General features: G+C 61.6%; 22 protein-coding genes. 7 read left to right on the forward strand and 15 right to left on the reverse strand.

What is annotated here, in order from left to right; all coding sequences use genetic code 11:
• Nucleotides 1-350: 350 nt before the first annotated feature.
• The 13 genes from VZ068_RS02310 to VZ068_RS02370 form a co-directional block, all read right to left on the reverse strand.
• A complete protein-coding gene (locus VZ068_RS02310) occupies nucleotides 351-1,103 on the reverse strand; it encodes an HNH endonuclease signature motif containing protein (protein WP_349656783.1) in 753 nt (250 codons plus the stop codon).
• Between the two features lie 60 nt (nucleotides 1,104-1,163).
• Entirely contained in the window at nucleotides 1,164-1,436 is a 273-nt protein-coding gene (locus VZ068_RS02315; RefSeq protein WP_349656784.1) for a hypothetical protein, read from the reverse strand.
• A gap of 57 nt (nucleotides 1,437-1,493) precedes the next feature.
• Nucleotides 1,494-2,045, reverse strand: coding sequence for a hypothetical protein (locus tag VZ068_RS02320; protein ID WP_349656785.1), 552 nt, complete (start codon nucleotides 2,043-2,045; stop codon nucleotides 1,494-1,496).
• A gap of 68 nt (nucleotides 2,046-2,113) precedes the next feature.
• Nucleotides 2,114-2,440, reverse strand: coding sequence for a hypothetical protein (locus tag VZ068_RS02325; protein ID WP_019237172.1), 327 nt, complete (start codon nucleotides 2,438-2,440; stop codon nucleotides 2,114-2,116).
• A gap of 77 nt (nucleotides 2,441-2,517) precedes the next feature.
• Nucleotides 2,518-2,868 (reverse strand): hypothetical protein, encoded by a 351-nt coding sequence (locus tag VZ068_RS02330; protein WP_349656786.1) that lies wholly within the window; start codon nucleotides 2,866-2,868, stop codon nucleotides 2,518-2,520.
• Between the two features lie 56 nt (nucleotides 2,869-2,924).
• Nucleotides 2,925-3,200 carry a hypothetical protein gene (locus VZ068_RS02335; protein ID WP_349656787.1) on the reverse strand — a complete coding sequence of 92 codons (276 nt, stop codon included), beginning with the start codon at nucleotides 3,198-3,200 and terminating at the stop codon, nucleotides 2,925-2,927.
• Nucleotides 3,201-4,069: 869 nt separating this feature from the next.
• Entirely contained in the window at nucleotides 4,070-4,627 is a 558-nt protein-coding gene (locus VZ068_RS02340; RefSeq protein ID WP_349656788.1) for an SMI1/KNR4 family protein, read from the reverse strand.
• A gap of 413 nt (nucleotides 4,628-5,040) precedes the next feature.
• Entirely contained in the window at nucleotides 5,041-5,451 is a 411-nt protein-coding gene (locus VZ068_RS02345) for a hypothetical protein (protein WP_349656789.1), read from the reverse strand.
• 465 nt (nucleotides 5,452-5,916) lie between these two features.
• A complete protein-coding gene (locus VZ068_RS02350; RefSeq protein ID WP_349656790.1) occupies nucleotides 5,917-6,228 on the reverse strand; it encodes a hypothetical protein in 312 nt (103 codons plus the stop codon).
• 325 nt (nucleotides 6,229-6,553) lie between these two features.
• Complete coding sequence (locus VZ068_RS02355) at nucleotides 6,554-6,850, reverse strand: hypothetical protein (protein WP_184553438.1); 297 nt, start codon at nucleotides 6,848-6,850, stop codon at nucleotides 6,554-6,556.
• 120 nt (nucleotides 6,851-6,970) lie between these two features.
• Nucleotides 6,971-7,222 (reverse strand): hypothetical protein, encoded by a 252-nt coding sequence (locus VZ068_RS02360; RefSeq protein ID WP_349656791.1) that lies wholly within the window; start codon nucleotides 7,220-7,222, stop codon nucleotides 6,971-6,973.
• Nucleotides 7,223-7,319: 97 nt separating this feature from the next.
• On the reverse strand, nucleotides 7,320-7,598 hold the full coding sequence (locus VZ068_RS02365; protein WP_349656792.1) for a hypothetical protein: 279 nt from the start codon (nucleotides 7,596-7,598) through the stop codon (nucleotides 7,320-7,322).
• Between the two features lie 89 nt (nucleotides 7,599-7,687).
• The gene (locus VZ068_RS02370) at nucleotides 7,688-7,930 is read right to left on the reverse strand and encodes a hypothetical protein (protein ID WP_349656793.1); all 243 of its coding nucleotides are present in this window, start codon (nucleotides 7,928-7,930) and stop codon (nucleotides 7,688-7,690) included.
• Nucleotides 7,931-8,108: 178 nt separating this feature from the next.
• On the opposite strand from VZ068_RS02370, the gene VZ068_RS02375 reads away from it, so the two are divergent.
• Complete coding sequence (locus VZ068_RS02375; RefSeq protein WP_349657629.1) at nucleotides 8,109-9,122, forward strand: integron integrase; 1,014 nt, start codon at nucleotides 8,109-8,111, stop codon at nucleotides 9,120-9,122.
• Nucleotides 9,123-9,250: 128 nt separating this feature from the next.
• On the opposite strand, the gene ilvD is transcribed toward VZ068_RS02375, so the two are convergent.
• Entirely contained in the window at nucleotides 9,251-11,089 is a 1,839-nt protein-coding gene (gene ilvD, locus VZ068_RS02380; RefSeq protein WP_349656794.1) for a dihydroxy-acid dehydratase, read from the reverse strand.
• A 407-nt stretch (nucleotides 11,090-11,496) separates the two neighbouring features.
• Here ilvD and VZ068_RS02385 point away from each other — a divergent pair, with 407 nt between their 5' ends.
• A complete protein-coding gene (locus tag VZ068_RS02385; RefSeq protein WP_259168572.1) occupies nucleotides 11,497-11,763 on the forward strand; it encodes a YkgJ family cysteine cluster protein in 267 nt (88 codons plus the stop codon).
• Nucleotides 11,764-11,784: 21 nt separating this feature from the next.
• Here VZ068_RS02385 and VZ068_RS02390 read toward each other — a convergent pair whose 3' ends face one another.
• Nucleotides 11,785-12,330: a gamma carbonic anhydrase family protein gene (locus tag VZ068_RS02390; protein WP_349656795.1), complete on the reverse strand. Its 546-nt coding sequence runs from the start codon at nucleotides 12,328-12,330 to the stop codon at nucleotides 11,785-11,787.
• An 894-nt stretch (nucleotides 12,331-13,224) separates the two neighbouring features.
• Here VZ068_RS02390 and VZ068_RS02395 point away from each other — a divergent pair.
• The 5 genes from VZ068_RS02395 to VZ068_RS02415 all read left to right on the forward strand — a co-directional run bounded on the left by VZ068_RS02395 (nucleotide 13,225) and on the right by VZ068_RS02415 (nucleotide 18,876).
• Complete coding sequence (locus VZ068_RS02395) at nucleotides 13,225-14,535, forward strand: MFS transporter (RefSeq protein ID WP_259168573.1); 1,311 nt, start codon at nucleotides 13,225-13,227, stop codon at nucleotides 14,533-14,535.
• 150 nt (nucleotides 14,536-14,685) lie between these two features.
• The gene (locus tag VZ068_RS02400) at nucleotides 14,686-15,942 is read left to right on the forward strand and encodes an HD-GYP domain-containing protein (RefSeq protein WP_349657630.1); all 1,257 of its coding nucleotides are present in this window, start codon (nucleotides 14,686-14,688) and stop codon (nucleotides 15,940-15,942) included.
• Between the two features lie 441 nt (nucleotides 15,943-16,383).
• Nucleotides 16,384-16,914 (forward strand): MarR family transcriptional regulator, encoded by a 531-nt coding sequence (locus VZ068_RS02405; protein WP_181113038.1) that lies wholly within the window; start codon nucleotides 16,384-16,386, stop codon nucleotides 16,912-16,914.
• A gap of 138 nt (nucleotides 16,915-17,052) precedes the next feature.
• Complete coding sequence (locus VZ068_RS02410; protein ID WP_349656796.1) at nucleotides 17,053-18,075, forward strand: transporter; 1,023 nt, start codon at nucleotides 17,053-17,055, stop codon at nucleotides 18,073-18,075.
• A 33-nt stretch (nucleotides 18,076-18,108) separates the two neighbouring features.
• Nucleotides 18,109-18,876 (forward strand): coniferyl-alcohol dehydrogenase, encoded by a 768-nt coding sequence (locus VZ068_RS02415; RefSeq protein WP_259168576.1) that lies wholly within the window; start codon nucleotides 18,109-18,111, stop codon nucleotides 18,874-18,876.
• Nucleotides 18,877-18,898 lie beyond the last annotated feature (22 nt).

The raw sequence follows: 18,898 nt of genomic DNA on the forward strand, positions 1-18,898 counted from the left end.
GCCACGAACTCCTGCTCTGAGAGGGGATTGGGACAATGACCCCACTCGTTCCAGCGGCGATCGACCATAGTGGACCAGGCGCCAGCGACCTGAGCAAGCGCGGGGTGACCACCCCAGAATTTTGTGGCTGTGGCGAGCTCACTGACGCGACCATTGAGCTCCTGGATCGAACAAGTCCCTGCGAAGTAGCGTCGAGCGGCTTCAATCATCTGGCGGAACTCTCCGATCTCAGTGGCCATAGTGCTGATGCCTTAACGCCTGAGTAAGCCGGACCGCTTTGCGGCCTTGGGCAAGTGAAACTTGCAAGAACTTGCACGAGGCCGCGAAGCGGGCTCGGCTTGAACGAATTGTTAGCCCTCTGGCTTTGAGCTAAGTGGTATTTGACTTGGATCGTCATGCCTGACGATGCGAATGTGCAGGGCGTGGAAGGCGGAGTTCCCTCCAACACCACCACGTATTTGTTGCCTCTCGCGAGCAGCGTACACGCGGAGGCCGGCGTCGTTGAGGTAGGACATGCTCTCCGCAAGTGACTTCTGAGCGTTGATCAGCTCGTAGGGCTCATGAAGTCCGAGATCGACCCAGTCTGTCAGGTTCTGCAAAAAACCACCTACACAATCTAGCGCTTCCTCTGATAGATCTTCTGGGTAGTCATCGTAGCGGCCGTGACAGTCTGAGGATAAATCTATTAGTGTTTTGGAAGATGTGACCAAAGCTAGGTGCGTTGGAATCTCTTGCTTGATCCGAACGATTCGCACTGGTTCCGGCTGATCTCGCTGATCTAGCCGCTCTCTGACCCATTTCTCATGATTGTCTTTCAGTTGCCGCAGGGTCTCTGCAGTAAACGTTTCGTATTGATCATCAACAAGTTTGTGATGTACACGGCAAAGCAATAGGAGATTGCTTTGGTTGTCAATGGCCTCCGCGGCAATGGTCGGGTCGTGGCGTGGGCCGCTTTTGGCACCTGAGATGATGTGGCACTCATCCCCGACAACTGACTCAGAGTCAACGTCCGAGGCGTTTATCACTAGGCGCGTCTTGCAGAATGCACAAAGACTTCCAGAGCGGCCCCAAAGCACTTTTCTGGTCTTATCCGTGATGCTCATACAGAGGGCTAACGCCTGAATTAAGCCGACCCGCGAAGCGGGTTCGGCTTGAATGAATTGTTAGGCCTCAACCCAGATCTCGGAATCCGAGAGAGACGCTAAAGTGCCAAGCTGATCTCCCACGAGAATACCAAGCTGGGTGGCATCGCTGAAGCATCTAGTGAACGACTCGACGCCGAGGGCTATGAGGCTGTGACGCTCACCATTTGATAGAGCCAGCACAAAGGTCTGACCAACAAGCAGCTGGGCATCCGAATCCTCGCTGCGTCCAACGATGACCTTACCTCTCCCCGGCACGTCAAAGCTGTCATGAACGGTCAGAAGTTTTCTCATGAGGCCTAGCACTTGAATTAAGCCGAGTTGCGAAGCAACTTCGGCTTGAATGAATTGTTAGCCGCCGTCCCGTGAGAAGATAGCTACATCGCTGGATGTAGCAACAACGAGACTGTTGCCGGTGTAGGAGAAGCCACACGCCCTTAACTCCAACTCAGCGCCAATCTTGTGGAATGCTGTCGGTTTGTCATAGAGCGAACCGTACAGAAAAGAGAATGGCTCAAGCAGCAGAATATCTTGGACCGGCCAGTCAAGCGTTACCAATTCCATGGACCAGCCATCTTGGGTAGAGATAGGAAGCCCGCCGCCAAGGAGGCCGGATACACGGACAGTTTTCCCTTGGAGCGGGCCGATGCCGTCTGCCTCAAGAAACTGCTCATTCTCGTAGTATTCGTCATAGTCCCGCGCGACTTTCTCGCCGGAGCGGCAGTCAATGATTCCACGCCCTGCGCTAGAAACGACGAGCAAGAGCTCCGAACTACGGTCAAACCCGATTGAGCGAAGGCCTCCGACGGCAATGACCGCTACCCGGCGCCAGGGTGAGGGAGGTACCACCGTTTTCAGGGCGCGCAGTTGCTTTTTAAGTGGGTCTAGGTGATTGGTCTGCATCGCGGCTAACGCCTGAATTAAGCCGACCCGCGAAGCAGGTTCGGCTTGAATGAATTGTTAGGCCTAGCCTATCGGAAGGTCTCAGCCTTGAGTTGTTGCGATGACGGGTCCGACCTTTTGCGAGCAAGCTCATTCTTGAGTGGGACTAGCACAGAATCGGGAAAGACTGCGCCTGGCATGTTTGAATCATCAATCCAGGCGCTGGCGAAGGCGGCCTTGTCTTCTCGGAAGTACGGTGCAATAGCGCCGATCTTCTTGTTCGCGATCTCGGCAGAGAGTACCGCAATTGCCGCGTTGCGTTGGAGCTGATGCACCTCAGTCTCAAGACGAAGCACACGGTAACTGAGGAAAAGGCAGGCGACCGCAAGGACGGTAAGAAGGACTTTGGATGCCATAACCTCTCCAGCTAGGCCTAACGCTTGAATTAAGCCGAGCCGCGAAGCGGCTTCGGCTTGAATGAACTGTTAGCAGCCTACAAGCGATCAATGGAGCTAACAAGAATTTCAGCTGGACTGCCAGACATGTGCCCGCAGCCGCCCAAACGCGGATCTGGCGCATAGAGGGTGCCCAACACCGATACCCTGTGGCCATTAAATTTATCCAGACCTCTTTCATTGAGCTGAACACTGCCAGAGCCAGTGCTTAGCCAAATGCTGGAGCTGGCGAGGCCGGATGGATCTACGACGCGTCTCTCGGCCTTCGGATAGTGCCGGATAGTGATGTGCTCGAACTCGAAGTGGAGAATCCCATGGACAGCTACAGGTAGCCCGTTGAGGTGAGGCAGCTTGTCTAGCGCCTCATTGACCGACAGCGAATCTTCCATAGGTTGCTAACACCTGAGTTAAGCCGCCACGAAGTGGCGTCGGCTTGGACGAATTGTTAGGGCGCGGAGCGGCGACGGCGCCACCAGACCACTGCCCAGCCAACGGCGCCGCCAGCAACGCCACCCCAGATGACACCGTTCGAGAAGCGATGGCCAGTGAAGTAGGCTAAGGCTGCGCCGATGACGAAACCTGGCAGGGAAACCCAAGCGACCACGCGCCGGTCAGCCAAGCTCCGATCCTGCTCGGCGCGTTTGCGACGGGTCTCTTCCTGTGCCTTGACCTCGGGCTCGAAGATGGCTTGGGCAATTGCATCTGCTTGCGACTTATCCATTTGCTTCAAATCTCGAATCGAGCGCTCTAACGCCTGAGTTAAGCCGCCCCGCAGCGGGGTGGCGGACGCGTGCTAGCGTAGCGCAGGCACGTGGCCGACGCCACGATGCGGTGTCGGCTTGAACTAATTGTTAGGCCACAACAGGACGAGCTCATGACTACTGCCTCATGATTCCGAGGCTTAGCAGTTTGCGCTCAAGACCAGATGAGTTGTTGAGCGTATGCACAAACAAACCATCAGCACGCTTGTAACTGATTATTCCGAAGTTGCTTAGTGTCGCGACAATAACTGTATCTCTGGCTTTTGGCACAGAATATATATACAACTCAACCTCAAACCCGAGCAAATCCTGGACAAGGAGTGCAGAAGCTCCTCCGCTGAGCTTGTATCTGCCGGGGCAGTTGGGGATTGCATCCCAAGTCCACATGGACATCAGCTGATCGAAAGTAACCATTCGCCTCGCAACTTGCTATTGGGGCCTAACGCTTGAGTTAAGCCGAGCCGCGAAGCGGCTTCGGCTTGAATGAACTGTTAGGCAGTGAGTGGCCGCGAAGGTTGGATGGTGCAACCATGCTCCCCAGCACTACGCCTGGACCGAGTGTGCCACAGCTCGCGGGATGAGGCTTGCCCAGCGACGCTGCTGCGCGTAATGCCACCGAAGCCTGGTGCAATGAGCGGAGCGCGGTAACGACGGACAAGTGCGAAGAACCGAACTTGTCCCACCCATAACGGTGATGACTGCTGTCCGGAGCCAATCGCATACACGCCAGTGAACTTTCCGAAGCAGCAACCACCAGCGCATTTACTCCACCACCGCCTAACGCCTGAATTAAGCTGCGCTGCGAAGCGGGTTCGGCTTGAATGAATTGTTAGGCGCCATCCGGAGCATCTAAGTATTCACCATTCCACTCTGCACGCTCTAGCCATGAAACAAATACGGCGACAAAATCGTCGAATGTTGCCGCAATAAAGCGCTTGGTGTCCTCGTCGCGTCCAAATGCGATCACTTGCCCTGATTTTCCAAGCGTGTCCGGGTCAAAATCTAGGCCAATATGGTTCCCGCCTGCGTCGTGAGTGAACGGAATCCAGGCCTTATTGCAGTACATGGCCCTAATAGTGCCCGCTGGTTCCGACTGCATGAACTCGGCGCAATCTGCATTCATTTCCTCTTCGTCGATGGAGCGCCAATTGTCCCATTGCTGCCGTATCCCAGCAATTGAGAGAAATTCTTGACCGAACATGAGTCCAAAGCCTTTCTGGCCATTGTGCGTTGAGAGAAATTTCTTGGCGGACTCAGGAAGAGCGCAGCCAACATGGCGCTCTAGGCCGGAAATCTCGTCTTCGCTGGCTCCAACAGAAAGTCCCATCTCATCTAAGCAGCCGAGCTCTGCCAGCCGGCGTTCAATACGTGCCCAGGAATCTTTCATTTGGTCTCCTTGAACTCTGTGTGGCGCCTAACGCCTGAGTTAAGCCGCGTCGCGAGGCGGCGTCGGCTTGAATGAATTGTTAGGCCCCATACCCGGGAACCCAAGGGTGCGACTGGACAGCCGCGACGTGCCCACCAGAAAGAAGTCGCCAAAGTTCGAACGCGTGCTGCGGCGAAGGAAGCCGCATGTGCCACGGGCCTTCACCGGTTTCAACGTTCTCAAGGACGACGAGGCCGCTATCGAGAACGCTCGCGCACCATCCAGATTCGTGGCTGAGCGAGACATCGGGATGTTCGGGGTCCGGCGCAGCTAGGGATCCAAGCAGCTCGGACATTGCCGCCTCATCTGGCGAGATGACCATGCTTCCCATTCTGTCGTACGCGCAATAGCTCATATGGGGCCTAACACTTGAATTAAGCCGACCCGAAAAGCGGCTTCGGCTTGAATGAATTGTTAGGCGCGAAGGCCCGTGCGCTCGACCACAGCAGCATGACCAAAGCGAACAGGTTGAGGCCAAGCTCTCCGCTGCTGAGCCAACCAAGCGAAACGTTGAGGTTGAATCCGAGAGTGAACGACCATTGGAAGGTTGAGGTGAGCACGTGTACAAGTTGCACAAGAAAGAACGCAATGGCTACGTAGGCCGCCCAGCGGCGTCGCTTGAGCCAGCCGATGCCAGCAGCAATGCCAATTGCAGCAAGCGCCAGATTTGCGGCAAGGAATGCCGCAGGAAAGCCAATCTGGGAAGCAACCCAAAAAGTCCAGAGAATTCCGAGCGAGCCGTGAACCAGCATGATCCCGGCAATGATCTTGTCTTGCATGGCCATCAGTGAACGCTCCCCTCGCGCCTAAAGCCTGAATTAAGCCGACCCGCGAAGCGGGTTCGGCTTGAATGAATTGTTAGGCGGTCCAGCCTGGATCTGCTGACGTTCTGGCCAAACAAATGTTGGGGTTGAGTCTATCTTCCAGAGGTCTATCTCAAACGGGACGCCACGCTGATCTACGTGAAGCTCTGCAGAAACTACAACCCCGTCGGAATCATAGAAGTGGCACTCCGCAGGTGACGAGCCGTAGTTTCGACCGCCAAAGGGCGCGATGGATAAGCTGCCCATACACCCGTCCTGCATCGGCTCTACCTGTAAGGAGTCCAAATCCACCGGAATGGACGCGAGCTCAAACAAGTAAGAAACCAAAGGACGCTCAATTTCGCGGAGTGCTCTCATATGCCGACTAACGCCTGAATTAAGCCGACCCGCGAAGCGGGTTCGGCTTGAATGAGTTGTTAGGCCGCGTCACGGGAATTGCTCCACGAACTGGCCTACCAGCTCGATCAGACCATCCTCGTCTGCGGGTGCTTGAAGGATTGAGTCAAGGGCGGCGGCCATGAGGTCAAACTCATTAGACGCCTCCACCTCTGTGGAGAAGAAGCGTGTGTGAGCCATGCATCCGTAGATCCCGCAGGTAATCGAGTACGGGGCAACGCTACCAGCTCTCTCTAAGGTAATCCTGCCGCCAAGGCGGTGTTCAGAGTCCCGAATGATGATGCCGGACTCACTGCCGATGTGACCGATAGACGAGCCGTTGTCAAAGCTTGTCCACTGCATGATGCTCCCCTAGCGGCCTAACGGCCAAGGTAAGCCGCCTGCCGTAGGCGGGTCGGCTTGAATGCTGAGTTAGACACGAAGGCCAACAGGGGGCGCCCGGACTTGGAGAAGGGCGCAACCCACGAAAAAGAGCTGGGCCACCGAAACGGCGCAGCGCTGCAAGAATGATAGCTGGTGGCGCTTGCTACACAAGCACTGGAAGCTAGAAAGGCTTGGAATCCCTGTGAACAGGGCGAAGCGCTGGAATGAAGGGCTGCACGCATAAGGCGTGTGATGGGACTAACGTTGGAGTTGACCGGCACGCAGCGGCATTGCGACATAGACACTACAAGGTGACCTCAGAAAGTCGCACGCCGCCAGCATCGCTGGTCGTTGAGTACGCCCGATACGGACCAAAGCTACCCGCTGGCCGCCGCGATGCCATATCGAAGATAAACAGCTCGCGACCATTCACCGCCACATGCTTGTACCGGCCGACGAAAACACCATTGGCGCGTTTGTCGATGTGCTCGTATGCGGAAATGAGTTCGTATACCCGCAGACCATTAACAACCTCAACTGGGTCGTCCCCTACCGTCAGGGTTCCGGCATGAGGCCAGTTGGACATCTCTACATATTTCATATCTGATCCATTAAAGCTAAAGATTAGCTCGCCCGGGTAAACCGCGCTCGCCCCGTGAGGTCTAACACCTGAGTTAAGCCGCGCCGCGAAGCGGCGTCGGCTTGGACGAATTGTTAGGCCTCACCACGTGACCGTGAACGTGTGACCGTTCAGGCTCGTACCGTATCCCAGCGCCTGAACAGCGTTGATCAGGTCCTGAAGAAATTCGTGACTCACGCCCTCTTGTGAGAGGGAGTTCTGACCATTCTTGGCCGCGATCTCAATTGCCGGTCCAAGAATGGACCGCATGTATTGGGTGGCGCGACCGCCATGAGCCGCCTCCAATTGCTGCCACGTACTCGCGATGCTCGCTGCTAACGCTGCGTTGATCATGCTTCTCTCCACTTGGATGCAGAACTTTCTGTGAGGGCTAACACCTTGAGTTAAGCCGACCCGCGAAGCGGGTTCGGCTTGAATGAATTGTTAGACCTTACCGGGGAAGCTCGATGACTAAGAACTCTTGTGCCCACAACACCTCCTCCGCGGCATCCTTCTTTGATGCGAAGCTATTCGGAACGCTGCTCGCGCCGTCGTATAAGTACCCAAGCAGGGTGGAATTAGGTGAAACGCCGTCATGGACCTCAACTAACCAATTGCTAGAGCCGCCATCAACCACTTTCACGGTGGGCTTGTGACCGAGCTGGTGGCGCAATGGACCGGTGATTTCATTGATCTCGTAGAGATGAACTTTCTGATATTGGACTGGCATGCTCAGATTTCTCTCCTGTGAGGTCTAACGCTTGAATTAAGCCGTGCCGCGAAGTGGCATCGGTTTGAATAAATTGTTAGAAGGCGAGCTTAGCCCTCAAGGACGACGCAGCCTTTGCTTGCCGCACTGATGCGAATCAGATCATCAGTTGTATGGTGAGTGAGGCCGGTAAAGGTAACTCGCGAGCCCTTTCCGCTAGCCTCAGCAGCAATGCGGATGAGATCGTTTGTTGTGCGGTGCGGTGCGGTGCGGTGCGGTGCGGTAAGCGTGAAGCCTCCGCCGGCAGCCGCAACGCGGATCAGGTCATCTGTCGTACGGTGCTCGAAGCTCATCGGTAACTCCCCCTTCTAACTACTATTGGACCGCCTAAAAGCGGTGTTGCGCCAAGTATCGACTAAGGCCGGAGGTCTGGGAAGGGGGAATTCCTATTCCGTAACAATGACTTGCCGGATGGCAACCGGCCGTCTTTACGTCGATGCTGGTTGCGTTATCCGACGTTTGAGCAGGCGTATGAGTTACACCCGTGACGATGCAGGCGTAACTACGCGTCTGACCCTCAAGCTGTTGGATCAGGTCCGTGGTTGGCTGCGGCTTCGCCACTACAGCCTGCGTACCGAGCAGGCGTATGTGGGCTGGATCCGACGCTTCATTCTGGCCAACGGCAAACGGCATCCATTACAGATGGGGCAGGCAGAGGTCGAGGCGTTTCTCACCGAACTGGCGACGCGGGGCCAGGTGTCGGCCGGCACGCAGAATCAGGCGCTGGCGGCACTGCTGTTCCTGTATCGCGAGGTCCTGGGCGTAGAGTTGCCCTGGATGGAAAATTTGGTGCGCGCCAAGCGGCCGCGGCGTATTCCGGTGGTGCTCTCGGCCGAGGAGGTGGCGCGCTTGCTGACGATGCTGGAGGGGTCGTGTCGGCTGATGGCGGGGCTGCTGTACGGCAGCGGGATGCGGTTGCTGGAGTGCCTGCGGTTGCGGATCAAGGATGTGGACATGGTGCGTTGCGAGATCGTGGTGCGCGACGGCAAAGGCGGCAAGGATCGGCGGGTGCCGCTGCCGCGCAGCCTGCGAAGGAAATTAATGCAGCAGCGCGAGCGGGCGCTGCTGCTGCACGCCGCTGATCTCGCCGAGGGAGCAGGACGGGTGTTCCTGCCGCATGCGCCGGCGCGCAAGTATCCCACTGCCGATATCGAGCCCGGCTGGCAGTATCTGTTCCTCGCCGCGCGTCGATCGGTGGATCCGCGCAGTGGCCGAGTTGGTCGGCATCACGTGTCGGAGGAGATCCTGCAGCGTGCGGTGCAGGCGGCACGGCGCCGTGCGGGGATCGACAAGCCGGCGACCTGCCACACCTTGCGGCATTCGTTCGCCACGCACCTGCTGGAGGCCGGCCACGATATCCGTACCGTGCAGGAGCTGTTGGGCCACAAGGATGTAGCAACCACGCAGATCTACACGCATGTGCTCGGGCGCGGTGCCTCGGCGGTGCACAGCCCGCTGGATGGGCTGGGCCTCGGCGGTGGTTGACGCTGCGGGCAAGAAAAACCAACCCGCTGTGGTATTTGCGGCCAGCGTCGGGACTGAAGTGCCTCCTACAGTCCGATGCCCGGAGACGATGAACACCGCTAAAAATCTCCGGGCTTCATGGCAATGCTTCAGCCGTCCAGCATCGCCTTATCGCGCACCGCACCCTTATCCGCACTGGTCGCCAGCAACGCATACGCCTTCAACGCCGTGGTGACCTTGCGCGGGCGCACCTCCACCGGCTTCCAGCCCTTGGCGTCCTGCTCGGTGCGACGACTGGCAAGCTCTTCGTCGGACACCAGCAGGTTGATCGAGCGGTTAGGGATATCGATCAGGATCTTGTCGCCGTCGCGCACCAGGCCGATCGCGCCGCCTGCGGCGGCTTCCGGCGAGGCGTGGCCGATCGACAGGCCCGAGGTGCCGCCGGAGAAGCGGCCGTCGGTGAGCAGGGCGCATTGCTTGCCCAGGCCCTTGGATTTCAGATAGCTGGTGGGGTAGAGCATTTCCTGCATGCCGGGGCCGCCCTTGGGGCCTTCGTAGCGGATCACCACGATGTCGCCGGCTTTCACTTCATCGGCAAGGATACCCTTGACTGCCGAATCCTGGCTCTCAAAGACACGCACATTGCCTTCAAACACGTGGATGGATTCGTCCACGCCCGCGGTCTTCACCACGCAACCGTCGCGGGCGATATTGCCGTACAGCACGGCCAGGCCGCCTTCCTGCGAGAACGCGTGCGCGACATCGCGGATGCAGCCTTCGCTGCGGTCGGTGTCCAACGTGTCCCAGCGTGTGGCCTGGCTGAAGGCGATCTGCGTGGGGATGCCGGCCGGGCCGGCCTTGTAGAACGTGTGCACGGTTTCAGTGTCGGTCTGGGTGACGTCCCACTGCGCGATGGCGTCGGCCAGTGTGCGTGCGTGCACGGTTGCCGCGTTGGTATGCAGCAGGCCGCCGCGCGCCAGCTCGCCGAGGATGGCCATGATGCCGCCGGCGCGATGCACGTCTTCGATGTGGTACTTGGGGGTGTTCGGCGCGACCTTGCACAGCTGCGGCACGCGCTTGGACAGGCGGTCGATATCGCGCATGCCGAACGGCACCTCGCCTTCCTGGGCGGCGGCGAGCAGATGCAGGATGGTGTTGGTCGAGCCGCCCATGGCGATGTCCAGCGTCATCGCATTCTCGAAGGCTTCGAAGGTGGCGATGCCGCGTGGCAGGGCGGTAGGGTCTTCGCCGCCGTACCAGCGATGGCATAGTTCCACCGCCACGCGTCCGGCGCGCAGGAACAGCTGTTCGCGGTCGGCGTGCGTGGCCACCACGGTGCCGTTGCCCGGCAGCGACAGGCCCAGCGCTTCGGTCAGGCAATTCATCGAGTTGGCGGTGAACATGCCCGAGCACGAGCCGCAGGTGGGGCAGGCACTGCGTTCGAACTCGGCCACCTTTTCGTCGGAGGCGCTGTCGTCAGCGGCGATCACCATCGCGTCGATCAGGTCGAGTTTATGCTCGGACAACTTGGTCTTGCCGGCTTCCATCGGCCCGCCGGAGACGAACACGGTGGGGATGTTGAGCCGCAGTGCGGCCATCAACATGCCCGGGGTGATCTTGTCGCAATTTGAAATGCATACCAGCGCGTCGGCGCAATGCGCATTGACCATGTACTCGACCGAGTCGGCGATGATCTCGCGGCTGGGCAGCGAATACAGCATGCCGTCGTGACCCATCGCGATGCCGTCGTCCACGGCGATGGTGTCGAACTCCTTGGCCACGCCGCCGACGCGTTCGATCTCGCGCGCGACCAGCTGGCCGAGATCCTTCAGGTGCACATGCCCGGGCACGAACTGGGTGAAGGAATTGGCGATGGCGATGATGGGTTTGTGGAAGTCGCCATCGCGCATGCCGGTGGCGCGCCAGAGTGCGCGCGCGCCAGCCATGTTGCGGCCGTGGGTGGAGGTCTTGGAACGGTATTCGGGCATGGCGATGTCGACGACTGATCAGCGAGCGGTGGCTGGCAATTAGAGCGCGTCGCGACTGTTGCTGCTGCAACCGTCACGGCGGGTTCTGGTGATCGGTCACGGTAGCACGCAGCTGCCAGGCAGGAGCGTGGCGCCAGGCGGGCACGGACGCGATGCGCGCGCGCGGCCACGCAGGCATGCGACCAGCCGAGCGGTTCATCGATGCGAAGCGACACCCTCGCTTTCCAGGCTGCGCACCGGCATGCCGGTGCGGGAGCAGCCACCGCAACGACTGCGCTCACCGTCAGGCGGGTGCGCCCGCCCCGCGGCAACGTTGTCGATTACGCGGACTGCGGTCCTCGCGTGCCTCGACCAGATCCACCGGACGCTCGCTCGCTACGCGCTGCTGGCCGCTCTAAACTGCGCACATGACCGCTACCATGTCGTGCCGCACCGGCTGTGCCGCGTGCTGCATCGCGCCCTCGATCAGCTCGCCAATTCCCGGCATGCCCAACGGCAAGCCGGCCGGGGTGGCGTGCGTGCAGCTGGACGCGCAGTTGGGCTGCCGGTTGTTCGGGTCGCCGCAGCGCCCTGCGGTCTGCGGCAGCCTGCGGCCGTCCATGGAGATGTGCGGTAACTCGCGCGAGCAGGCCTTGCGCATGCTCGCTGCGTTGGAGCAAGCGACCCAGCCTTGACGGCGCCTGCCCACGCCACGATCAGGCGCCGCCTGTGCCGCCCAGATACTGATCCTTGAGCCGCACGTAATGCTGTGCGGAGTAATGCAGGCTTTCGATTTCCTTGTCGCTGAGCGTACGCGCCAGCCGGGCCGGATTGCCGAGCCACAATTCCGCCTCGCCAACCACCTTGCCCGGGCCCACCACCGCACCGGCACCGACAAATCCGTAGCGTCTGATGGTGGCCCCATCCAGCACGCAGGCGCCCATGCCGATCAGGCACAGGTCTTCGATGGTGCAGGCATGCAGGATGGTGCCGTGGCCCACGGTGACATCGGCGCCGATCACGGTCGGATAGCCGGCCTTGTTGAACGGGCTGTGGTGGCTGACGTGGATGATGGTGCCGTCCTGCACATTGGTGCGCGCGCCGATCTGCACATGATTGACGTCGCCACGGATCACCGTGCCCGGCCATACCGATACATCGTCGCCCAGGCTGACCTTGCCGATGATGGTGCAGGCCGGGTCGACGTAGACGCGTGCGCCCAGCTGTGGGATGTGGTCCAGGAAGGGGCGAATCGGGGGCACGGCACTCTCCGGCAAGTCAGCGTGCCGCCAACTGCGGACACCGGTGGATGATACCCGTGCGGTGCGTGTCGCTGTGGCAGCGGCGGTGCTGCGCGATGGATGCAGATGACGCAGGTGCGCGTCATGGGTGTAGCGGGCGGTGCGTATCGATGCATGCTGGGTGATGCTGTGGTTATCGCAGCAGGTGAGTGACGCGATTTGAAGTCACGCGCAATGCTGTTGCATGCGCATGCCGCAGATCCGGCGATCAGACGAAAGAGGCGGCCCTGCAGCTGCCCACGATGCATGCGCGACCGGGAGCGCCTGCAGTACTGCTGCGCGACCAACGAGCGGGCGCGCCCGCTATCCGGAATCGGCATGCACCACTCGTATCCCGCTTTTGAGCGCTCAGTCCACACCTGCCCGGCGACTGTCAGCCACGTTTCCTCAGCCGTCCTGAGCCGCATAGAGCGTTGCCGCGATGCTGGCTGCCGGGATGGCGCCTTGCGCAAGATGGCGCGACACTCCGGGCACGCGCCGCACGCGCGTGTTGAGGACGATTTCGAACAGCTGGCGAGGTAACGACGCAGCTACGAGCGGTGCAGCCGCCCGATCTGATCGCCAAGCGCGCGCCATGTCTGGAGGCGCATCAGACAACGCAGACACCTCATCCGAACGCAGCGTTGCGCAAGCGAAGGCCATTGGGCCTGCATCCGATAAGCGCACAACACTGCGGTAATCGGTCTTGAACGGTACCGACAATCGGCCTAGCGTGCATGCCATTGCGGCGTATCGCTCGTGTCCGCCGCACACGCGCAGGTCTTCACACTTGCGCCTGCGCGGCGTCCCCCTGCCGCAGCGGGAATGCACGAGCGCCAACGCTGCACCAGATCAGCACGCTCATAGGCTACGCCAATGCTGCAAAGCACCTCAACGTCCGCACACTTCGTCCTGGAGCGCATGACGCCGTTCCAATGGAGGGCCGTGGCAGTGTGCGTGCTGCTGACGATGCTCGACGGTTTTGACGTGATGGCGATGGCGTTCACCGCCCCGCATGTGTCGGCCGACTGGCAGTTGTCGGGCAAGCTGCTGGGGGCGCTGTTCAGTGCCGGGCTGGTCGGCATGGCAGTGGGGTCGCTGTTGCTGGCGCCGTTGGCAGACCGCATCGGTCGCCGTGCGCTGATCCTGGTGTGTCTGGCCATCCTGACCGTCGGCATGGGCGCATCCGCATCAGCAGGCAATGCGTGGCAGCTGGGCGCGCTGCGGGCGTTCACCGGGGTCGGGATCGGCGGGATGCTGGCCTGCGTGGCGGTGACCGCGGCCGAATATTCCACCGCACGCTGGCGCAGCACGGCGACGGTGTTGCAGGCCACCGGCTACCCGGTCGGGGCGACGATTGGCGGAGCGATCGCAGCGCTGCTGTTGCAACACTGGTCCTGGCCATCGGTGTTCTGGCTCGGTGCGCTCGGTTCGCTGCTCTGCGTGCCGCTGGTGCTCGCCTTCTTGCCCGAATCGCTGGAATTCCTGATCGCCCGACGGCCTCCCCATGCGCATGCGCGCTTCAATGCGGTGCTGGCCCGCATGGGGATGCCGCCGCAGCCGCAGTTGCCGTTGCCACCGGCGCAAGCGGACGGACAGGCGCAGGGGTATGCGGCCTTGTTCGTGGGGGCGCTGCGGCGGCAATCGCTGCTGATCGCGCTGGCGTTTTTCCTGCTGATGTTCGGGTTCTATTTTGTGCTCAGCTGGACCCCCAAGCTGCTGGTCACCGCCGGCCTGTCGGCTGCGCAGGGCGTCACCGGCGGGGTGCTGTTGAATCTGGGCGGCATTGTCGGCGGCACGCTGTTCAGTTGGCTTGCCCTGCGTGGGCGCCTGTCGCGGCTCACGGCCGGCGCACTGGTGCTGGTGGCGGTCGGGATGGCCGCATTCGGTTTGAGCAGCACCGTGCTGAGCTGGGCATTTGCCACCGCATTGCTGACCGGCGCAGCCCTGACGGCGGCCATGGGTGGGCTGTATGCGGTGGCGCCGGTGGTCTTTAACGCAGCCGTGCGCTCCACGGGCATGGGCTGGTCGATCGGGATCGGGCGCCTTGGCGCCATCGTCTCGCCGCTGTGCGCCGGGGTGCTGCTGGATGCCGGTTGGTCGCCGGCCATGTTGTATCTGGCCTGCGGCGTACCACTGTTGTTTGCCGCTGCTGCGGTCGTGGCGATGCGCCTGCCGGAGCGCTGAACGGCTTGGCTGGCGGTGCCCGATGCCGGCCGGGGAGGCAGCTACGGTTGCGCCCGCAGACCAAAGAAATCGCCACCGGTGCCGATAACTCCGGAGACCGCCAAGCCCTTGGCGGACTCTTCCGTGGACATCGTGCAGACCAGCGCCGGCATGCTCAGAACCATCGACTCCGACCAACTCCGTCCCGGCATGTATGTCTACAAGCTGCTGGGTGCGTGGGTGCACCACCCGTTCTGGAAGACATCGTTCCTGGTTGATTCCGACGACGTGGACAAGATCCATGGCAGCCGGATCGAGCAGCTGGTGATCGACACCGCCCGCGGCCTGGATGTGGACACCGGCGCGGCTGTCGGCGAGCAGCAGGCGGACGGTGCGCCATCGCCGCCGCCCTCCACGCCGGGGCCGGAACCGGAACCAGCGGAGCCGGCTCCCACCGCGCGCAGTGCGCGCACCAACAGCGTCACCGCGCAGGTCGGTATCGAAGCCGAAGTGGTGCGGGCGCGGCGTATTTTCGAAGACGGCCGCGACACGGTGGAGGAGATGTTTCGCGACGTGCGATTGGGGCGCACTGTCGACACCGAGGCCGCCATGCCGTTGGTGGAAGCCATCAACGATTCGGTGCTGCGTCATCCGCAGGCCTTGATCAGCGTGGCGCGGCTCAAGACCGCCGACGACTACACCTATCTGCATTCGATGGCCGTGGCCGGGCTGATGAGCGGACTGGCGCGGCAACTCGGCCTGCCCGAGGCGCAGGTGGTGGAAGCGGCGATGGGCGGCCTGCTGCACGACATGGGCAAGGCGGTGACGCCGCTGGAGATTCTCAACAAGCCCGGCCGGCTCACCAGTGAAGAAATGGAGGTGATGCGCCAGCATCCGCTGGATGGGCATCGCCTGCTGGTGGCCGGCGGCGTGCAGAATGCGGTGGTGCTGGAAATCGCGCTGCATCATCACGAAAAGATGGACGGCAGCGGGTACCCCAATCGCCTGGTCGGGCAAGAGATCTCGCTGATGTCGCGGATGGGCGCGGTGTGCGATGTGTACGACGCCATCAGTTCCGACCGCCCCTACAAACGCGGCTGGGACCCGGCCGAATCGCTCAAGCAGATGGCTTCCTGGAAGGGTCACTTCGACCCGGCGATCTTTCAGGCGTTCGTGCGCCGGCTGGGCATCTATCCGGTCGGCTCGCTGGTGCGGCTGGAATCGCAGAAGCTGGCCGTGGTGATCGAACAGACCCCGGACGCGTTGCTCAAGCCCAAGGTGCGCGTGTTCTATTCGGCCAAGCTGCGCAGCCACGTGCTGGTGCAGGACATCGACCTGTCGCGGCCCGATTGCCAGGACCGTATCGCGCAGATGGAAAGCCCGACCGACTGGGGCTTCCGCGATCTCGAGAAACTCTGGCTGCCGTAAGCGCGCCGCGCAGGGCGGCCTTGCCGTGCGCTGCATGCGCAGCGCGGGCAGCGATGACCTCGACACAACGCTGCGGCACCAACCCCACGGCAGCCACCGCTGGCCTGGCTGCGCCCTGCACTTGCCCCCACACCCGACCGGCACCCGCCCGCTAGCGAGCGCGACCATGCTGCGCTGCAGCTTGGCAATGTAGTTATGATCCATAACTATTCCGAAACGCAATCACTTGCCGACCGGATCTCATGTCCACCTCGTGCCTGGATCACCGCCGCCCCCCGCACACCGCAGCGCTGTATCGCTGTCGGGCGCGGGCGTGCAAGGACGGCGCGGTGTCGACATGCGCACGCGCCTGGTCCCGGCATGCGCCGACAGCCTGCGTGTCCACATCGCCAGGCCTGGCCGCGTCTACAATGCGTTGCACGCCGGGGATCGGCGTTGCGGATCGGGCGCATGGCGCGTACCGCTCCGCCCGCCGCCTTTGTCGCGAGAACCGTCATGCCCGCTACTGCCACTGCCGCACCGTTGCCCGATGCCATCACCGCAGTGGACCAGGCGCGTCTGCTGCGACTGCTGGGCTACCGCATCACTCGCACCGAGCTGCTGGTGCGGCGGATGTTTCAGGAATGCGTTGCCGCCTTCGATCTGAAGCCGGTCGATTTTTCCTTGTTGATGCTGGTGGATGGCAACCCGGGCATCAACCAGCGCCAGATCGGCGACGTGCTGCATGTCTCGCCACCGAACCTGGCCATCGTGGTGGCGCGGCTGGTCAAGCGCCGTCTGCTGCGGCAGGTGCGCGGGCGTCAGGACCGGCGCATGCAGCATCTGTCGTTGACCCCGGCCGGCGTCACCCTGCTGACCGATGCCGAAGCCGAGGTGTTGCGCATGGAACAGCAGCTCAGTGCGGTGCTCGGCACCAGCGAGGCGCCGCTGCTGCGCGCGCTCGATCGCCTGGATCGGCTCGATACGCCGTAAGCCCCCTGTGGCGGCGCTCTGCCGCGCAGCGTGATCTCAGCAATGTCTTGATGGCACGTGCCGTACGCAGCGCGGGGATCGCCCCTGCCTGATCGCGTGCCAGGTGGCACGCCCCGCTGTTTCCTTCCAACGCTGGAGATGTGCGCAGTGATTCGATCATCGATGGTGCGTGGCGTAGCTGTACGGGGGGCAGGGTGGCGGGTGCGTGCGGCGCTCGGCATCGTGGGGCTGCTTGCGAACGCGGCGGCGCTTGCGCAGGGCGTGCCGCAGAGCATGGCGTTGACCAACGGCCTCAACACCGGCGGGACGAGTTTTCTGGACGGCTTTACCCGCACCACGCCCGGTTGGGCGGTAGTCACCTACCTGCGACAGACCGCGTTGGATTCGGTGAAGGACGCGCGTGGCGACGATGTACCGGTGTTCGACAACCCACGCATCGACTCGACGCTGCTGTTGACCCAGGTCGCTTACGTCACGCCCTATCAATTGTTCGGTGGCGCGGTGGGGATCAACACGCTGCTGCCAGTGATCAACCTGGATGCCTCGTTCGGTCGCAACAGCATCGCCACCTTGCGCGACAACGGCGCCGGGGTGGGCGATCTGACCTTCGGCCCGTATCTGCAGATGTTGCCGGTGATGCGCGATGGGCGGCCGGTCTTTTCGCAGCGGTTCGAGTTCGACGCGGTGGCACCGATCGGCAAGTTCGACCGCGATCGCGATCTCAACCAGGGCGCGGGCTATTGGTCGCTGATCCCCAATTACGCGTTCACGGTGCTGCCCACACCCAACTGGGAAATCAGCGCACGCCTGAACTACGTCTACAACTTCCGCAGCGAGCGCCGGCCAAACCTGCCCGACGGGTTCGACTTCCGCAACGGCCAGGCCGGCGATGCCGGCTGGATCAATTTCGCCACCTCCTGGGAAATGGTGCCGGACGTGCGACTGGGCATCAACGCCTATTACCTCACCCAATTTCGCGATAACCGCACCAATGGCCAGCGCGTGCCCGACAGCCGGCAGCGCGTGTTCTACGCAGGCCCGGGTGGCGTATGGCGATTCGATGCCAACAACATCCTGTTCGCCAATCTTTATCTGCCGGTGGAGGTCAGGAACGCGGCTTCCGGCAACAACGTCAACCTGCAGTACGTCCATGTGTTCTAGTGCCGGCGCAGCTGGCTCCTACGGAGGGTGGCAATGAATTTGCAGAACAAGACGATCGTGGTAACCGGTGTGGCGTCGGGCATCGGCGCAGAGGTCGCACGGCTTGCGCGGTTCCACGGCGCCACGGTGATCGGTGTGGATCGCACGCCGGTGCAGATGACCCTGCATGGCTTCCACCAGGCCGACCTGGGCGATCCGGCCTCCATCGATGCGCTGGTGCGCGCGCTGCCGGAGCAGATCGATGCGCTGGCCAATGTGGCCGGCGTGCCGGGCACCGCACCGCTGGATGTGGTGGCACGCGTCAATTACCTGGGGCTGCGTCATCTGAGCCAGGCGCTGTTGCCGCGCATCGCTTCCGGCGGCAGCATCATCAATGTCGCCTCGATCCTGGGCGCCGACTGGCCGCAGCGGCTGGACCTGCACAAGCAACTGGCCGCCGCCGAGAGTTTCGACGCCGGCACGGCCTGGCTGGCCGCGCATCCGGTGGCGCACGACACCTGCTATCAATACTTCAAGGAAGCCTTGATCGTGTGGACCTTGCTGCAATCGCGGCCGTGGTTTGCCGAGCGCGGCGTGCGCGTCAACAACGTCTCACCCGGGCCGGTCTTTACCCCGATCCTCGGCGATTTCGCCGCCATGCTGGGCGAGGAGCGCGTCAAGGAAGACGCCAAGCGCATGACGCGCCCTGCGTATGCCGACGAAGTGGCCGAGGCGATCGTGTTTCTTGCATCGGATGCGGCGCGCTGGATCAACGGCATCACCTTGCCGGTCGACGGCGGCCTGGCATCGACCACGCTGTAGTTCCCCACAATTTTCAGCAGGA

This window comes from Xanthomonas sp. 10-10, from assembly GCF_040182365.1.
GTDB lineage: Bacteria > Pseudomonadota > Gammaproteobacteria > Xanthomonadales > Xanthomonadaceae > Xanthomonas > Xanthomonas arboricola_F.

Excerpts from the sequence above, each read along its gene's own strand:
- VZ068_RS02310 (WP_349656783.1), bottom strand. The coding sequence starts at position 1,103 with ATGAGCATCACGGATAAGACCAGAAAAGTGCTTTGGGGCCGCTCTGGA.
- VZ068_RS02315 (WP_349656784.1), bottom strand. The coding sequence starts at position 1,436 with ATGAGAAAACTTCTGACCGTTCATGACAGCTTTGACGTGCCGGGGAGA.
- VZ068_RS02320 (WP_349656785.1), bottom strand. The coding sequence starts at position 2,045 with ATGCAGACCAATCACCTAGACCCACTTAAAAAGCAACTGCGCGCCCTG.
- VZ068_RS02325 (WP_019237172.1), bottom strand. The coding sequence starts at position 2,440 with ATGGCATCCAAAGTCCTTCTTACCGTCCTTGCGGTCGCCTGCCTTTTC.
- VZ068_RS02330 (WP_349656786.1), bottom strand. The coding sequence starts at position 2,868 with ATGGAAGATTCGCTGTCGGTCAATGAGGCGCTAGACAAGCTGCCTCAC.
- VZ068_RS02335 (WP_349656787.1), bottom strand. The coding sequence starts at position 3,200 with ATGGATAAGTCGCAAGCAGATGCAATTGCCCAAGCCATCTTCGAGCCC.
- VZ068_RS02340 (WP_349656788.1), bottom strand. The coding sequence starts at position 4,627 with ATGAAAGATTCCTGGGCACGTATTGAACGCCGGCTGGCAGAGCTCGGC.
- VZ068_RS02345 (WP_349656789.1), bottom strand. The coding sequence starts at position 5,451 with ATGGCCATGCAAGACAAGATCATTGCCGGGATCATGCTGGTTCACGGC.
- VZ068_RS02350 (WP_349656790.1), bottom strand. The coding sequence starts at position 6,228 with ATGCAGTGGACAAGCTTTGACAACGGCTCGTCTATCGGTCACATCGGC.
- VZ068_RS02355 (WP_184553438.1), bottom strand. The coding sequence starts at position 6,850 with ATGAAATATGTAGAGATGTCCAACTGGCCTCATGCCGGAACCCTGACG.
- VZ068_RS02360 (WP_349656791.1), bottom strand. The coding sequence starts at position 7,222 with ATGATCAACGCAGCGTTAGCAGCGAGCATCGCGAGTACGTGGCAGCAA.
- VZ068_RS02365 (WP_349656792.1), bottom strand. The coding sequence starts at position 7,598 with ATGCCAGTCCAATATCAGAAAGTTCATCTCTACGAGATCAATGAAATC.
- VZ068_RS02370 (WP_349656793.1), bottom strand. The coding sequence starts at position 7,930 with ATGAGCTTCGAGCACCGTACGACAGATGACCTGATCCGCGTTGCGGCT.
- VZ068_RS02375 (WP_349657629.1), top strand. The coding sequence starts at position 8,109 with ATGAGTTACACCCGTGACGATGCAGGCGTAACTACGCGTCTGACCCTC.
- ilvD (WP_349656794.1), bottom strand. The coding sequence starts at position 11,089 with ATGCCCGAATACCGTTCCAAGACCTCCACCCACGGCCGCAACATGGCT.
- VZ068_RS02385 (WP_259168572.1), top strand. The coding sequence starts at position 11,497 with ATGACCGCTACCATGTCGTGCCGCACCGGCTGTGCCGCGTGCTGCATC.
- VZ068_RS02395 (WP_259168573.1), top strand. The coding sequence starts at position 13,225 with ATGCTGCAAAGCACCTCAACGTCCGCACACTTCGTCCTGGAGCGCATG.
- VZ068_RS02400 (WP_349657630.1), top strand. The coding sequence starts at position 14,686 with ATGCTCAGAACCATCGACTCCGACCAACTCCGTCCCGGCATGTATGTC.
- VZ068_RS02410 (WP_349656796.1), top strand. The coding sequence starts at position 17,053 with ATGTGCGCAGTGATTCGATCATCGATGGTGCGTGGCGTAGCTGTACGG.
- VZ068_RS02415 (WP_259168576.1), top strand. The coding sequence starts at position 18,109 with ATGAATTTGCAGAACAAGACGATCGTGGTAACCGGTGTGGCGTCGGGC.